We start from the raw sequence: 15,075 nt of genomic DNA, 5'->3' as shown, positions 1-15,075 counted from the left end.
CTCGTCAAGCTGTAAAGGTGTCGTCAAGGGGTAACGATTTCGCAACGCGACGGAGAATTCGCAGGTTGGCTATTGTTTCACGCCTGTGAGGCGCGCGGGCGCCACAGCACGTCCCCTCCCGGGTTCGCTTTACGGGCGAGCACGAACAGCAGGTCGGAAAGCCGGTTGAGGTAGGTGACCGGCACCTCGTGCGTGGTGTCCGGTTCGGCGTCGAGGAGCGCCCACACCGAACGCTCGGCCCGGCGCGCCACCGTGCACGCCTGGTGCAGCAGCGCCGCCCCCGGCGTGCCGCCGCGCAGGATGAACGACCGCAGCGCCTCCAGATCGGCGTTGCACTCGTCGATCCAGCCCTCCAACCGTGTCACATAGGACTCGTCTATGCGAAGCGGAGGGTACTTCGGGTTCTCGGACACCGGCGTCGAGAGATCCGCGCCGACATCGAACAGATCGTTCTGCACCGCGAGGAGGATCTCCTGCTCGCGCTCGCCGATCTCGCCCGTCTGCAGCGCGAGCGCCGAGCCGATGACCGCGTTGGCCTCGTCGACGTCGCCGTAGGCCGCGAGCCTGACATGCGTCTTGGGGACGCGGGAGAAGTCGGCGAGACCGGTCGTGCCGTCGTCGCCCGTCTTCGTGTAAATCCTGGTGAGATTGACCGCCATGCACCGACCATATAGCCTCGCCCCATGGCAAAAGTCACGGTAATCGGTTCGGGACTCATGGGTTCCGGGATCGCGCAGGTCACGAGCCTGGGCGGTTGGGACGTCACGTTGGTCGACACGGACCTCGGCGCGCTGGACCGCGCGCAGGCGGCGATCCGCAACTCGCTCGACCGCTTCGTCGCCAAGGAGAAGGTCTCAACCGCGGAGGCCGAGGCCGCGCAGGCCCGGATCACGGTGGCGACCGACCTCGAAGCGGCCGCGGGGTCGAAGATCTGCGTGGAGGCCGTCTTCGAACGCCTCGAGGTCAAGCAGGAGGTCTTCCGGAGGCTCTCGGCGGTCTGCCCGCCCGAGACCGTCCTCGCGACCAACACCTCGGCCATCCCGATCACGGAGATCGCCGCCGCCGCAACCCATCCCGAGCGGGTCGTCGGCACCCACTTCTTCTCACCGGTGCCCATGATGAAGCTCTGCGAACTCGTGCGCGGCATCCACACCAGCGACGAGGCGCTGGAGACCGCCCGCCACTTCGCCGAGTCCGCCGGGAAGACCTGCGTCGTCGTCAACCGGGACGTCGCCGGATTCGCCACCACCCGTCTCATCTGCGCCTTCGTGAACGAGGCGGCCCGGCTCGTGGAGGACGGCGTGATCTCCGCCGAAGACCTCGACACCGCCTGCCGGCTCGGCTTCGGCCACCCGATGGGCCCGCTCGCCACCGCCGACCTCACCGGCATCGACGTGATCACGCACGCGACCGAGAACATCTACGAGGACACGGCCGACCCGAAGTTCTTCCCGCCCGCACTGCTGCGCCGCCTCGTCGCGGCCGGCGAGATCGGCCGCAAGAGCGGCAGGGGATTCTTCGACTACAGCGAGTTATCCACAGGCCTGTGGACGAACGGCAACGGCGCTGACCAGCTGGTCAGCGCCGTTGTCCTTGGCTTGTTACTTCGTGACGAGGGTCGCGCGGGCCGGTGCGAGGACCTTCTCGCCGGCGCTCAGGACGGTCATCGCCAGCTCGACCGAGGTCGCGTCGAGCTTGCGGATCTTGCCTTCCACGACCACTTCGGCGCCGCCGTCGGCAGGCACCACCACGGGCTTCGCGAAGCGCGCGGAGAAATCGGTGAGGGTCGCGTCGAGCCCGGCGCTCGCGGTCCATTCGCGCACCGCGCGGGAGACGAGGCCCATCGTGTACATGCCGTGGGCGATCACGTCGGGGAGCCCGGCGGCTTTGGCCGCGGCCTCGTCCTGGTGGATCGGGTTCTGGTCCCCGGAGGCGTCGGCGTAGGCCACGAGGTCGGCCCGCGTGACGGGGTACGTCGCGGTGAACACCGTCTGGCCCACGGCCAGTTCGCTCAGGCTCATGCGGGGTCTCCGGCCACGAACAGGGTGGTCCACACCTCGGCGGCCAGGCCCTCGCCGTCGTGGACGTCGGTGCGCAGCGCGAGGAGGTCGTTCCCGGCGACGGACTTGATCGACTCGATGGTCGAGGCGCACGACACGGCGGCGCCCGCCCGCAGCTCGCGGTGGTACGCGAAACGCTGCTCGCGGTGCAGGACGCGGCTCCAGTCGAGCCCGAACTCGGGGTCGTCGATGAGCCGCTCCGCCGCGGGCAGCGTGAGCGATATCAAGAATGTAGGCGGAACCGTTCCGTCGTCGTCGAGGCCGAGGGCCTGGGCGAAACGGGTCACCGAATCCGGGGTGATCACCACCGGTTCGGTGGGCGGCAAGGACCGGCCTGCGTACGAAGCGTTGAGCATGTACCGCGGAGAGGGTCTAGCGGGTCTCTTTGTGGACTCGCGAAACCTTGCACTTCGGGCAGTACTTCTTGAGCTCGAGCCGGTCGGGGTGGTTCCGCCGGTTCTTCTTCGTGACGTAGTTGCGCTCCTTGCACTCCACGCACGCCATGGTGATTTTGGGGCGGACGTCAGTAGCCTTGGCCACGATGAGTGCCTTCCTCTAACTCGGCTCGCCGGTCGACGGGCCGTTCTTGAACAAAACAAAGCGTCGACCAGCGTATCTCGGTGGTCGACGCTTTACAAAAGTAGCGATGGGCAGGATCGAACTGCCGACACAACGATTATGAGTCGTTTGCTCTACCACTGAGCTACACCGCCGTGCGCTCACTGCCTACCAGATGGCCCTGCGTGAGCAGATGAACTGTGTGAGCAGTACAGCACCCGAATGGTCTTGAGTGCTTCCGAGCCCCCTTACGGAATCGAACCGTAGACCTTCTCCTTACCATGGAGACGCTCTGCCGACTGAGCTAAGGGGGCGATCGCGAGGCTTCCCCCGCGGCCTTGACAAGAGTACATGACGGGCCGCCCAGATCGAACGCGGGGCCCGCCTTGCGGTGCGGGCCACAGCGCTGCGGTCAGACCGCCCGGAGGCGGGCCCGGCCCCGGCCGCCGGGCTGGTTGTGGAGCCAGGCGGCGAAGCGGTCGGCCGGCAGCGGACGCGAGAAGTAGTAGCCCTGACCGGCCTCGCAGTCGAGCTCGCGGAGCTGCTCGACGGTCTGGTGCGCCTCGATGCCCTCGGCGACCACGTCGATGGCGAAGTGCCGGGCCAGGCCCAGGACCGCCTCCACGATCGCCCGGTCGTCCGCGTCGGTGGCCATGCCCTGCACGAACCGCAGATCGATCTTGATCTCCTGGACCGGCAGCCGCCGCAGGTACGCGAGCGAGGAGTACCCGGTGCCGAAGTCGTCCACGGACAGGCGCACGCCCATCTCGTGGAGCCGGTCGAGCGCCGGTGTGAGCCGCGGCTCTCCCGAGACCACGTCGTCCTCGGTGATCTCGAACGTCAACCGCTCGGCCGGGACTCCGTGGCGCTCCAGGAGCGAGGCGACCTTGTCCGGGAAGCCCGCGTCCGCGAGCGTGCGCGGGGACAGGTTCACCGCCATCGGCAGCGGCCCGTCGTCCCCGGCCCATTCGGCCGATCGCCGCAGCGCCTCGTCGAGCACCGTCTCGGTGAGCTGACCGAGCTGGCCCGTCGACCCGGCGATCGGGATGAACTCCTCGGGGGCGACCAGACCGAACGTCGGATGCGGCCAGCGCACCAGTGCCTCGGCTCCGAGCACGGCGCCGGTGTCGAGCCGGACCTTCGGCTGGAAGTGCACTTCGAGCCGGCCCCGGTCGAGGGCGCGGCGGAGGTCGGCGGCGAGGCCGATGCGGCGCAGGCTCTCGGATTCGAGGCCGGAGTGGTAGAGCTGCACGCCGTCGGAGGCGTTCTTGGCCTGCCGGGTCGCGCCGTCGGCGCGTTTGAGGAGTTCGTCGGCGTCGGCGGCGAAGTCGGGGTGGGTGACGACGCCGACGGCCGCGGAGAGGCTGACGGCGACGCCGCCGACTTCGAACGGGCCTTGGACGGCGGCTCGGAGCCGCCGGGCGGTGTCGAGGGCTGCGTCGGTGGAGGCGAGTCGGGTCTGGAGGATGAACTCGTCGGAGTCGATGCGGCCGAGGAAGGAGGCGGCGGGCGCGTGGCCGCTGAGGCGCTTGGCGAACTCCTTGAGCGCGGTGTCGCCGGCCTCGTGGCCGAGGGCGTCGTTGATCTCGTGGAGGGAGTCCACATCGAACATGAAGACCGCGACGACTTCGTTGGGGACGGTGATCGACAGGGCTTCCTGGAGTGCGGCGAGGGACCGGCGGCGGCTGGGGAGGCCGGTGAGCGGGTCGTGGTAGGCGTCGTAGCGGAGCTGGTCGACCAGTCGGGAGTTGTCGACGGCGATGCTCACGTGCGCGGCGAGGGTCTCCAGGAGTTGGAGGTCGAGCGGCAGGAAGTGCGACATCTCGCCGCCGATGCGGTCGGCGACGGAGAGGCAGCCGTAGGTCTCGTCGCCGGAGCGGAGGGGCACGAGCATGGCGCCTCGCAGGCCGGCGCTCTGGAGCGCGGCCTTCTCGTCGCGGCTGCCGTGCTTCGAGCCGATGAGGATAGGGCGGCCGGTCTCGATGACCGCCTGCTGGAGCGCTTCGGGGACGGGGTCGAGGTCGGTCAGGCCCATGTCGTCGACCGCGGACGTGAGCCGGATCTCCGGATAGCGGCCTTCGGCGGGGACCCAGACCGTGGCGGACTCGGCGGAGAGGATCTCGCGGAGCCGCCCGAGGCTCGCGTCAATGAGCCGGTTCGAGCGGACGGAGTCGGCGACGAGCTGGGTGAAAGTGTTGAGCTCGTTGAGGATGTGGCGTTGGCGGCGCAGCTTGATGTAGCTGGTGGCGAGGGCCACGATGGTGAGGAGCAGGAAGGCGATGAGGATCCACGCCCACGGTGTGGCCTCGAGCAGGACGAGGAAGATCAGGCCGACGCACGCGGCCATGATGGGGCCGGCCACGGTGAGCGAGAAGCCCATCCAGGCTTGGACCATGCTGCGCCAGCCGCTGATGATCCACAGCAGCAGCGAGAGGAGCGCGGTGGTGAAGAGCCCTGCGGCCACGACCGCGGCGACGAGCACGATCCAGGTCCGCGGGTCGTTCGCCGTGTCGAGTCCGGCGAACAGCACGACGAGCGAGGCGCTGACCGCGCCCGAGGTCGACATGGCGATGTTGAAGAGCGGCTTGAAGACTCCGGCGTCCTGGCTGCGGAGGTAGCGCCCGGAGTAGTAGATCAGGGAGGCTGCGACCCGGACGGCGACGACCAGGAACGGGTCCAGGTAGAACAGCGCCAGCACCAGTGGGATGTCGGCGAGGTTGAAGGAGATCCGGTGGCCTCTGACATGCTGTTGCACCAGGAGGTTCTGGGCCAGCACGAAACTGGCGACCAGCAGCAGGCACTGGGCCACCGGGTAGGACTGAGGCAGCCCGAAGTAGACGATGCCGAGGATGTCGGCACCGAACAGCAGGACGAGCAGCGCCCATGGCAGTACCGCGAAGAGACGTGGGTGGCGTTCGCGGATCACGGGTGCGCTCGATTGCCGGCCGATCCCCTTGCGGGGGTCAGCCGATGTCCGACGAGTTCCCGGCGAGGGTGAGGAACTGGGAGGAGCTCGAGTCGTGCGACCCGATGTCCGACGAGTTCCCGGCGAGGGTGAGGAACTCGGAGGAGCTCGAGTCGTGCGACCCGATGTCCGACGAGTTCGCCTGGGCGGCCGCCGCAGTGCCGGCGACGATGCCGAGGGTGAGAAGTCCCGTGGCGACTGCGACGCCGAACTTCTTGAAGAGTTTGACCGGTTTCACGAGGCCTCCCGTGAGGTTTGAGTAGGTGCTGTCAAGGGGACCAGTAGAGCCCATGGTGCCACAGTCGGCTCTCCCTGGGGAAGGCTTGTGACCGTGATTCTCGTGCCCTTTCTGGTTCAGCCGAACGGGTGAGCACGGCTCACTTCATTCTCGCCGATGCCCGGGGTGGTCTCGCTGACGGGTCGGTCGTTCGCATGCCTACCCGTGATCGGTCATATAAGTTAGGCTCGCCTTACTCAAGGATTTGATCGTTGTTCGAGAAGGAATGCGCACATGCCAGCAGACACCGCCGCTGTGGACGGCCCGGCCGACGCCGGGGCGTCCCTCTTCTCGGCCCGGATCCGCGAAGCCTCGTGGTCGCGCCATCAAGGGCTCGACCCGTCGGCCGACACGGAGGCCGAGCGAGTCCCGGGCGTGTTCGACCGGCTCTTCGAGGGATCCCTCGGCGTCGCCGACTACACCCGCTGGCATGCCCAGCAGTACTTTGTCTACCAGGCGATCGAGGCCGCGGCCGCGCGTTTCGCCGACGACCCGGTGGCCGGGCCGTTCGTGTTCCCCGAACTCGCCCGCGTGCCCGCGATCGAGGCCGACCTGCGCTTCCTGATGGGTCCGAAGTGGCGCTCGGGGATCGAGCCGCTTCCGGCGACGAAGGCGTACGTGGACCGGATCGAGGAGGTCGCCGCGAACTGGCCCGGCGGCTACATCGCCCACGCGTACACCCGCTACCTCGGCGACCTCTCGGGCGGCCAGGCCTTCGGCAAGGCCGCGCGGCGCAACTACGGCTTCGAGGACGAGGGCGCGTCCTTCTACGTGTTCGCGGACATCAAGAGCCTCAAGGCGTTCAAGGAGGAGTACCGCGCCCGCCTCGACGCGGTGGACCTGTCCGAGGCCGAGAAGCGGCGGGTCATCGCGGAGGTGCTCCTCGCCTACGACCACAACGGGGCCGTGCTCTCTGCGCTCGGTGAAGACTTGGGCCGCAACCCGTTCGAGCCGAAGGTGGTCGCCGCGATCTGCCATCACATGAACACCGACCATGCGGCCGACACGCTCGTGATCTGCCAGGGCGCGGGCGGCCGGCGCGGCGCCGAGTCGGCCCGCATGACCGGTTTCGACGGCGAGGGCGCGGATTTCGCGGCGGTCGTCGACGGCGCCGAAGTCCCGATCCGGATCGCTTGGGCCGCACCGCTGTCGGAGCGGGCCGAGGTCCGACCGGAGATCGTGCGGCTGTTCAGCGAATCGAAGGCCGCACTTCTTGACGAAGCTTGCGAGTCATGAATTCGTACGGCGAACGCCTGACCACTACCTTCCTGAAATGTCTGGATTGTCGCGACACGCCGCGCGGTGACGAATCTCGCCCGCCCGGCGTTCGCGGCGCTACCGTGTGGCGGTTGCCAAGCCCACGGACGGCCCCCCGGGACTGACCCAGTCCTCCGACGCCGCCGATGGGCACCGCCACTATCTCGGAGCTCGAATGTCCGATCCCGGACCGGTAGCCGCGCCGGCAATCAGGCGTCACGCCGCCCGGCCGCACCGCACGAGGGGCCAGCACCGCGCCTCGTGGGCGGCAGAACTCTCCCCGCTCCTGGCGGGGACGCAACGCCGCTACACCGCCGTCGTCGGCTCCGCCGTCGCCGGGGCGTCGATCGTCGCCATGGCGACCGGGGCGGGTTTCTCCTCCGGTGAGGAGCAGCCCGGCACGTCACGAGCGGTGGCCGACATCGCCGCGCTCGCCGCGGAGGCGCGCGCCCCGCAGGCGGGCGCCGAAAGCGTGTCCTCTGCGGACCCGCCGCTCGGCACCGCCGCCGCCGAGGAGGTCGCCACCGCCGCACGGACCTCGCCGGTCACCGGTCAGGACGCGCAGGTCAAGTGGACGCCGATGCTCGACCAGATCACCATCACGTCACTGTTCGGGCAGCGCTGGGGCCGCAACCACAACGGGGTCGACTTCGACGCCGAGACCGGCGACCCGGTGTACGCCGCGTACCCGGGCACGGTCACGCACGCCGGATGGGAGACGGGGTTCGGGAACCTCGTCATCATCGACCACGGCGACGGCGTCGAGACCTACTACGCCCACAACTCGGAGATCCTGGTCAGCGAAGGCGACTGGGTGGACGCGGGGAGCCGGATCGCGAACGCGGGCAACACCGGCCGCTCGTTCGGCTCGCACGTTCACTTCGAAGTGCATGTGAACGGCGAACCGGTCGAGCCCTTGCGCTACCTCTCGGAAGTCGGGCTCGACCTGCGCTGACCCGCGGCCGGGGTCCGGTGCCGCGGCGGTCCAGATCGAGACGAAGGCCCCGGTCTGGACCGCCGCGCCTTCAGAGTTTGCTCACCGGCGCCAGCCGGAGGATCACCCATTTGGGTTCGCCGTCGCCGAAGTCGATGCGCGCCTGGGCCCTCGGGCCCGAGCCCTTGAGCTCGACGACGCGGCCGAGCCCCCACTTGTCGTGGGTGACCCTGTCCCCCACGTCGAGCGAGGGGATGTCGGCGGCGTTGCGCATCACGATCGGCGAGCCGAAGTTCGCGGTGGTCTTCGACTTCACGACGCGCGGCGGCGGCGCCGACTCGCTCCATTCGATGAGGTCGCCGGGGATCTCGGCGAGGAACCGGCTGGCGGCGTAGTACTGCGGCTGCCCGAAGATGTTGCGGGTCCCGGCCCGGGTCAGGTGCAGGTGCTTGCGCGCCCGCGTGAGGCCCACATAGGCGAGCCGCCGCTCCTCCTCCATGTCACCGGGCTTGTTCATCGACCGCTCGTGCGGGAAGAGGCCGTCGTCGAGGCCGGTGAGGAACACCGAGTCGAACTCCAGGCCCTTCGCGGTGTGGAGGGTCATGAGCGTGACCACGCCGCCTTCCTCCGCTTCCGGGTCGGGGATCGAGTCGGCGTCGGAGACGAGCGCGACGTGCTCCAGGAAGGACGGCACGTCGGCGGTGAGGTCGGCTTCGTCGTCCTCGGTCGTGCCGCGCATGACCGACTCGGTGAACTCGTGGGCGACGGCCACGAGCTCCTGCAGGTTCTCGATGCGGCCCTCGTCCTGCGGGTCCTTGGACTGCTCGAGGCCTTCGAGGTACCCGGTGTCGGCGATGAGCTTGTCGAGCACCTCCTCGGGCGGCGCGGTCCTCGCGAGCGCCGTCGCCTCGTCCATGATCTCGCAGAACCGCTTGATGCCGGTGCGGGCGCGGCCGGAGATGCCGGGGGCCTCGTCGACGCGGTGCAGCGCCGCCGGGAAGGAGAGCCGCAGCCGGGCCGCGAGCGCTTCGACCTCGGCCACGGCCCGGTCGCCCACACCGCGCTTGGGCACGTTGACGACCCGCATCGCGGAGACCGTGTCGTCCGGGTTCGCGGTGAGCTTGAGGTACGCGAGCAGGTCGCGGACCTCCTTGCGCTCGTAGAAGCGCACGCCGCCGACGACCTTGTAGGGGATGCCCCGGCGCACGAACACCTCTTCGAACGCACGGGACTGCGCGTTGGTGCGGTAGAAGATCGCCGTGTCGCCGAAGCTGGTCTCGCCGGCGTCGACGAGCTCGTCGATCCGGCCCGCGACCCACGCGGCCTCATCGTGCTCGTTGTCGCCGGTGTGCCCGAGGATGCGCCCGCCGGGACCCTCGTCGCTCCACAGACGCTTCTCTCGGCCGCGTTCGGTGTTGTTGCGGATGACCCCGTTCGCGGCGTCGAGGATCGTCTGCGTGGAGCGGTAGTTCTGCTCCAGGAGGATCGTCTTCGCGTCGGGGAAGTCCCGTTCGAACTCGATGATGTTGCGGATGGTCGCACCGCGGAAGGCGTAGATCGACTGGTCCGCGTCGCCGACGACGCACAGCTCGGCATGGTCCGGGCCGGTGCCGACGAGTTCGCGCACCAGTGTGTACTGGGCGTGGTTGGTGTCCTGGTACTCGTCGACCATGACGTGCCGGAACCGCAACCGGTACGACTTCGCGACCTCCGGGAACGCCTGGAACAGGTGCACGGTGGACCCGATGATGTCGTCGAAGTCGACGGCCTGGGCCAGCCGCAGCCGCTCGGTGTACTGCGCGTACACGTCGGCGACGAGCTTCCCCCGGGCGTCGTCCGCTTTCCCGGCGGCCTCCTCGGGGCCGATGAGCTCGTTCTTGAGCCGCGAGATCTCGGCGGCGAACCAGCGCGGCGACTGCTTCTTCGAGTCGAGGCCGAGGTCCTTCACGATCTGGGTGAGGAGCCTGCGGGCGTCGTCGCTGTCGTAGATGGTGAAGCTGGACTTCCAGCCGAGCCGGTGCGCTTCGCGGCGGAGGATGCGCAGGCACGCGGAGTGGAAGGTGAGCACCCACATGGCGCGCGAGCGCGGGCCGACGAGCGCGTCGACGCGTTCGCGCATCTCGGCCGCGGCCTTGTTGGTGAAGGTGATGGCGAGGATCTCGCCGGGGTGGGCGCCCCGCTCGGCCAGGAGGTGGCCGATGCGGTGGGTGAGGACGCGGGTCTTGCCCGAGCCCGCGCCCGCGACGATGAGCAGCGGGGATCCGGCGTGCTCGACGGCTTGGCGTTGCGGTTCGTTGAGGCCGGTCAGAAGGTCGTTCATCGCCCCTAATTATGCCGCGCCGGGTACGACACTCCATCGGCGCGGCATCACTCTTTAGAGCGGTCCGCGACCCGACCTGAGGACGAGCATCGCGATCTGGATGCCGTCGTCGCCGAGAGCGGCGCGGTACTTCTCGAGGATGGCGCGTTCGCGATCGAGGACCAGGCGGGTGCCGCCGTTGGCCATGCGGATCTCGCCGACGCGCTTGGAGACTTCGGCGCGGCGCTGCCACAGCCGGATGATCTCGGCGTCGAGCGAGTCGATCTCGGTGCGAAGGTCTTTGAGTTCGTCGGGAACGACTTCGGCGGATGCGGTCATCAGGGCTTCTCCTCAAGAGCAATGCGGATTTGACTCCGGGCGGTGGCCCTGGGCGTGAAAAAGACCCCGGGCTGTTCGCCCGGGGCCTGTAGGTCGGTGTGTCAGCGCGACGACCTACGGCTCGGACGGTTCCGGCCGTAGTAAAAGTAAAATCGCGCGCTCTGAGTCACGCGGCAAGTATGCCACACGCCCGCCGGTCTGACCAGCGGGCGTGTGGCGGTTATCGCAGTATTCGGCTGCCGTTAAGCGTCCGATCCCCAGTCCGCGCGGGCGGCGCGGCGGCGCATGAGCACCATCGCGACGATGCCGGCGAGCAGGACCGCGCCGCCGACGGAGGCGACGGTGGTCAGGCTGGAACCGGTGACGGGCAGCTGCGGCTTGGGCGATTCGCTCGGGGCCTCTTCGACCACGATCTCGAACTCGATCTCGGCGTTGTACTCCTCGGAGTACTCCTCGGCGAGGATGAGGCGCTGGCCCTCGACGTCGGCGCCGGCGTCGTCGACCGGGACGAAGGTGCGTCCGGCCGGGGTGGTCCAGGTGAAGGTCTCGGTGACGAGCGTGACGGCGGCGCTCTTGGCCTCGGCGAACTTCACGTAGAAGACCTGGCCGTCGGAGAGCGAGGTGATCTCCTCGCCGTTCTCGTCGACGATGGTCGCGCCCTCGGGCTGCGAGAAGTTGATCGCGTCGACGTTGGTCGAGGCGGTGAACGGACCGACGGTGCTGCCCTCGGTCTCGGCCTCGGAGTCGTCGATGTCGAAGTACGGCTCGAGGTCGGGCTCGTCGACGGGCTCGGAGTTCTCGAGCAGCCAGGCCTGGAGCTCGGGGACGATCTCGTCGGCGACGTCATTGTTGGTCGGGTCGTTCTCGTCGAGGGCCCAGCCGTCGGTCAGCGACCAGATGGCGGACTGGGTGGCGGCGTAGGCCAGCTGGTCCTGGGTGACGTCGCCGTAGTCGTCGCTCGCGAGGCCCGACGCCTCGAGGAGCTCGCCGGCGTTGGTGCCGTCGTAGCCGTTGAGGAGGACGCCGAGGACCTTGGGGAGGTCTTCGACGGGGACGTCGTCCCACGGGCGCTCCTCGTGGAGGTACTGCTCTTCGAGGTTGACCTCGAGCTGGATGCAGTAGACGGTGCGGAGCTCGCCGTCGCCCGTGTCGAGGGCGATCATCGAGGCGTGGGGGCTCTTGTCCTTCCCGTTGGCATCGCCGAACAGCTGAATGCCGTCGTCCTCGATCACGACGTTGCCGGCGGCGAGGATGCCCGCCTCGTCGTCCTGCGCCTGTGCGGCGACCGCACCGGTGAGTCCGAGCGCGACGCCTGCAGCGGCGGCCAGCGTCCCTTTCAGGGCTTTGGTCATCATTGGTAGAAGTCCCTTTGCTTTTCCGAGGGATTGACGCGTTGAGGTTCTCATGCGACACGTTAGCGGTACGCTGCCGGTTGCATTCCGGGGCGAGAATTCCTCAACCTGCGTTTCGACTGGGAGGCAAGGGAAATGGCGCGGCCTGGGAGAGCCGCGCCACTATAACGATTCGGCATCGTCGGTGATCTCGAGCATGGACGGTGACGTCTGGACATCCGAGTGACCAGAGTGGCCGGGACCGGAGGGGGATCGCTGCCCTCCGATCCCGGCCGCACCATGCACCGGGCGTTGTGTCGAGCCGCGGAGCGCGCCCGGGTCCGGACCGTTCGACGTGGTCCGGAACGCTCCTGCGACAGCGGGCGCTCGCCATCGGCAAGCGGGCACCCGCATCCATCAGGTCCTAGTGGTCGTTCACCTTCTCGGCGAAGCCTGCGAGCCGTAAATTGGCGCTGCGGCGCTTGCCGAGCACGACCACGGTCATGCCGCCCACCAGGAGCGCCAGGCCCGCCGCGAAGGCGATGCTCAGGCTCGAACCGGTGGTCGGGAGCTGCGGCTTGGGGGCCTCGCTGCTCTCGGGGGCGTCGAGGGCGAAGCGCCATTCGGCGGGGAGCGCGCCTTCGCGCGGCTGCGCGAGGATGAGCTTCTGTGAGTCGCCGACGGTCATCGGGTTGTCCACGTCACCCGTGAGCGCTTCATCGGTGGTGGCCGTGAAGACCCGGCCCACCGGGAGGTCGTAGGCCGCGGTGCCCTCGACGGTGATCTCGTTCGTGCCCTCGTCGAGCACGATCCAGAACTGCTCGCCGTCCTTCAGGGACTGCACTTCGTCGCCGCCCTCGGTCTCGAGGCGGCCGCCTGCGGCGCTGAGCTCCACCGGCCCGGCGTTGGAGCGGATCGTGTACGGGCCGAATCGTCCGTCCGTGTAGCTCGCCGACTCCTCGCCTTCGAGGTCCACGGTGAACTCGGACGGGTCCGGGACGCGCCCGGGCTCCTCGGTGAGGTGCTCGTAGACCGCGAGCACGGCCTCGTCCTCGCCGTTGTGGCCGCCCTTGACCGGGTTGTCCTCCAGCAGGTCCCAGCCGTCGGTGAAGTGCCAGACGGCGGCCTGCGTGCCCGCGTAGGCGACCTCGGCGGCCTCCGCGTCGGACCAGTCGGGGTTCACTGCGGCGCCGGCGGCCTCGATGAGGTCCTCCGCGCCGACGTTCGGGTAGCCGCTGAGCAGGACCCAGCGGACCTCTTCGAGGTTCGCGACCGCCGACTCCTCCCAGTCGCCCTCGGTGTACGGGCTCTCGGTGTCGAGCGGGGTGTGGATGTCGATGCAGTAGACGACGAGCGTCTCCTCGCCGCCGTGCGGCTTGAGGCCGAGGACGTTGGCCCACACGTCGTAGCGTTCCTCGGCGAAGCGCCCGCGCAGCTCCAGGCCCGGGGCGGTGACGACGTCACCGGAGACCGGCTCGGGCTCCTCGGCATGGGCGGGAGCGCCCGCCATGACGGCGAGAAGCGCGGCCGCCGCCGCGAGCGGGGTGCGGATCGTCTTGAGTCTCATCGTGGTTCGGTCCTCCTGGAGCGGGACTTGAGGTGGCGGGTCGTGAGTGGAGTGCCGGGTCGACCTGACATGAGGGGAAACGAGAGGACCGTGAGTGACGGCGCGGCCACTCGGCCGAACGATGTGCAGAACCCTCCGAAAGTACGAGCCCAAACCGGGACAAGCGTCGCGTCTCACTTGCGGACAACACGCGAGCGCGGCCCGGACCCGTCAGCGCGGCGCTCTATAGTCGGAGTCATGCCGATCTCGAAAGCCGCCGCTCGCGGCATCACCGACGAATTCGCTCGCCGGAGGGGCCCCAAGACCGGCCTGGTCGTGGGCGCGGCCTGGGGGAACCCGGTGCTGACGGCCGCGCTCGAGGCGCTCATGCCCGCCGACCGGCTCACCGTCGTCGCCGACCCCGTATCCATTGAGGACCTGAAGGTGTCGCTGGCGGCCGAAGGATCCTGGACCGCGGGGAACGTCACCGCCGTCGCCGCGCTCGCCGACGCCGAACCGGCCGAAGAGGTCATGCTCGCCTCGCCGGTCACCGTCGAGGCCGAGGCGTTCATCGCCGACATCGAACTGCTGCGAGCGAAAGTGGCCCCGGGCGGGGTGCTCTCCTTCGCCGCCACCCTCACCGCGCCCGCGCGCGAGGAGATCGCCGAACTCGTGGCCGAGCACGGCATCGGCACCGACCTCATCGTGCGGTCGCTCCCGCCCGTGCGCATCCACAAGCTCCGCATCGGCTCTGCCGCGAAACGCGACGGCGAGCCGCACGCGATCGCCCCCGCCGAGGATCTGGCCCCGGCCTGGCGCGCCTCCTCGGTCGCCGTCACGCCTTCGATGCACCTCGACTCGAACGGCGTGATCGCCGCCGGACTGCTCCTCGGGACCGCTTGGGCCGCAAAGAAGATCCGGCCTGCCTCGAAAGCGTGGGTGCTGCCCGCGCTCGCCGCCGTCCCGGTCGCCGCGTTCTTCCGCGACCCGCAGCGCGAAGCGGACCTCCGCGGCGAGGACGACGAGCCCGAAGCGGTGCTCGCCGCTTCGGACGGGCGCGTCATGGGCGTCGAGACCGTGGTCGACGAGCGCTTCGGCGCCGCGACCGGCACGGCGGGTTCCGAGTGGCTGCGCATCAGCGCGTACCTCTCGGTCACGGACGTGCACATCAACCGAGCGCCCGTCGCCGGTGAAGTCGTGGACGTGTTCACCGAGCGCGGCGGCTATTCGAAGGTGAGCGCTCCCGAGGCCGAGCACAACGCCGCCTGCTACACGGTCCTGTCGACGCCGCGCGGGCGCGTCGTCGTCGCCCAGCGCACCGGGGCGCTCCTGCGCCGCATCGTCAACCGCACCAAACCCGGTGCGGCCGTTGCGAAGGGCGAACGCTACGGGCTCATCAGGTTCGGTTCCAGGACCGACGTGTACCTGCCTGCAGGGGCCGCCGAGGCCGCGGTCGTCCCGGGCGAGGCGATCCGCGCCGGAGAGACCGTGGTGGCTCGCTGGCGTTAG

The 15,075-nt window shown here is 69.1% G+C and carries 13 protein-coding genes, 2 tRNA genes and 1 pseudogene; 4 read left to right on the top strand and 12 right to left on the bottom strand.

From position 1 onward, the window contains the following. Window positions 1-77: 77 nt before the first annotated feature. The gene (locus JHY01_RS03660) at window positions 78-659 is read right to left on the bottom strand and encodes a cob(I)yrinic acid a,c-diamide adenosyltransferase (RefSeq protein WP_205324241.1); all 582 of its coding nucleotides are present in this window, start codon (window positions 657-659) and stop codon (window positions 78-80) included. A 24-nt stretch (window positions 660-683) separates the two neighbouring features. Between JHY01_RS03660 and JHY01_RS03655 the strand changes: the two are divergent. Further along, a pseudogene (locus tag JHY01_RS03655) lies at window positions 684-1,526 on the top strand (3-hydroxyacyl-CoA dehydrogenase family protein); the annotation flags it as partial. A gap of 75 nt (window positions 1,527-1,601) precedes the next feature. On the opposite strand, the gene JHY01_RS03650 reads toward JHY01_RS03655, so the two are convergent. The 7 genes from JHY01_RS03650 to JHY01_RS03620 all read right to left on the bottom strand — a co-directional run bounded on the left by JHY01_RS03650 (window position 1,602) and on the right by JHY01_RS03620 (window position 5,821). Continuing rightward, window positions 1,602-2,021 carry a MaoC/PaaZ C-terminal domain-containing protein gene (locus JHY01_RS03650; RefSeq protein WP_205324240.1) on the bottom strand — a complete coding sequence of 140 codons (420 nt, stop codon included), beginning with the start codon at window positions 2,019-2,021 and terminating at the stop codon, window positions 1,602-1,604. Continuing rightward, window positions 2,018-2,386 (bottom strand): MaoC family dehydratase N-terminal domain-containing protein, encoded by a 369-nt coding sequence (locus JHY01_RS03645; RefSeq protein ID WP_205324239.1) that lies wholly within the window; start codon window positions 2,384-2,386, stop codon window positions 2,018-2,020. Before JHY01_RS03645 ends, JHY01_RS03650 begins: the two co-directional genes overlap by 4 nt. Before the next feature lie 46 nt (window positions 2,387-2,432). After that, the gene (rpmG, locus tag JHY01_RS03640) at window positions 2,433-2,603 is read right to left on the bottom strand and encodes a 50S ribosomal protein L33 (protein ID WP_208496875.1); all 171 of its coding nucleotides are present in this window, start codon (window positions 2,601-2,603) and stop codon (window positions 2,433-2,435) included. A gap of 98 nt (window positions 2,604-2,701) precedes the next feature. Then, window positions 2,702-2,773: transfer RNA gene (locus tag JHY01_RS03635), tRNA-Met, on the bottom strand. Window positions 2,774-2,859: 86 nt separating this feature from the next. Continuing rightward, window positions 2,860-2,932: transfer RNA gene (locus JHY01_RS03630), tRNA-Thr, on the bottom strand. A gap of 98 nt (window positions 2,933-3,030) precedes the next feature. Further along, on the bottom strand, window positions 3,031-5,544 hold the full coding sequence (locus JHY01_RS03625) for a bifunctional diguanylate cyclase/phosphodiesterase (RefSeq protein WP_205324237.1): 2,514 nt from the start codon (window positions 5,542-5,544) through the stop codon (window positions 3,031-3,033). A 37-nt stretch (window positions 5,545-5,581) separates the two neighbouring features. Beyond that, the gene (locus tag JHY01_RS03620; protein ID WP_205324236.1) at window positions 5,582-5,821 is read right to left on the bottom strand and encodes a hypothetical protein; all 240 of its coding nucleotides are present in this window, start codon (window positions 5,819-5,821) and stop codon (window positions 5,582-5,584) included. A 273-nt stretch (window positions 5,822-6,094) separates the two neighbouring features. On the opposite strand from JHY01_RS03620, the gene JHY01_RS03615 reads away from it, so the two are divergent. After that, entirely contained in the window at window positions 6,095-7,096 is a 1,002-nt protein-coding gene (locus JHY01_RS03615) for a biliverdin-producing heme oxygenase (protein WP_205324235.1), read from the top strand. A gap of 196 nt (window positions 7,097-7,292) precedes the next feature. Then, window positions 7,293-8,072 (top strand): M23 family metallopeptidase, encoded by a 780-nt coding sequence (locus tag JHY01_RS03610; RefSeq protein ID WP_205324234.1) that lies wholly within the window; start codon window positions 7,293-7,295, stop codon window positions 8,070-8,072. A 70-nt stretch (window positions 8,073-8,142) separates the two neighbouring features. On the opposite strand, the gene pcrA is transcribed toward JHY01_RS03610, so the two are convergent. The 4 genes from pcrA to JHY01_RS03590 form a co-directional block, all read right to left on the bottom strand. Continuing rightward, window positions 8,143-10,371, bottom strand: a complete 2,229-nt coding sequence (gene pcrA / locus JHY01_RS03605) for a DNA helicase PcrA (protein ID WP_205324233.1) — start codon at window positions 10,369-10,371, stop codon at window positions 8,143-8,145. A gap of 54 nt (window positions 10,372-10,425) precedes the next feature. Then, window positions 10,426-10,689 carry a chorismate mutase gene (locus tag JHY01_RS03600; RefSeq protein WP_205324232.1) on the bottom strand — a complete coding sequence of 88 codons (264 nt, stop codon included), beginning with the start codon at window positions 10,687-10,689 and terminating at the stop codon, window positions 10,426-10,428. Between the two features lie 242 nt (window positions 10,690-10,931). Continuing rightward, window positions 10,932-12,044, bottom strand: a complete 1,113-nt coding sequence (locus JHY01_RS03595) for a thioester domain-containing protein (RefSeq protein WP_205324231.1) — start codon at window positions 12,042-12,044, stop codon at window positions 10,932-10,934. A 400-nt stretch (window positions 12,045-12,444) separates the two neighbouring features. Then, window positions 12,445-13,587: a Cys-Gln thioester bond-forming surface protein gene (locus tag JHY01_RS03590; protein ID WP_205324230.1), complete on the bottom strand. Its 1,143-nt coding sequence runs from the start codon at window positions 13,585-13,587 to the stop codon at window positions 12,445-12,447. A gap of 237 nt (window positions 13,588-13,824) precedes the next feature. Here JHY01_RS03590 and JHY01_RS03585 point away from each other — a divergent pair, with 237 nt between their 5' ends. Continuing rightward, window positions 13,825-15,075, top strand: coding sequence for a phosphatidylserine decarboxylase (locus JHY01_RS03585; protein WP_205324229.1), 1,251 nt, complete (start codon window positions 13,825-13,827; stop codon window positions 15,073-15,075).

This window comes from Glycomyces sp. YM15 (genome assembly GCF_016918015.1).
GTDB lineage: Bacteria > Actinomycetota > Actinomycetes > Mycobacteriales > Micromonosporaceae > Glycomyces.
The sequence above is the reverse complement of the archived record's forward strand: the minus strand, read 5'-3'. Positions and strand labels throughout refer to the sequence as shown.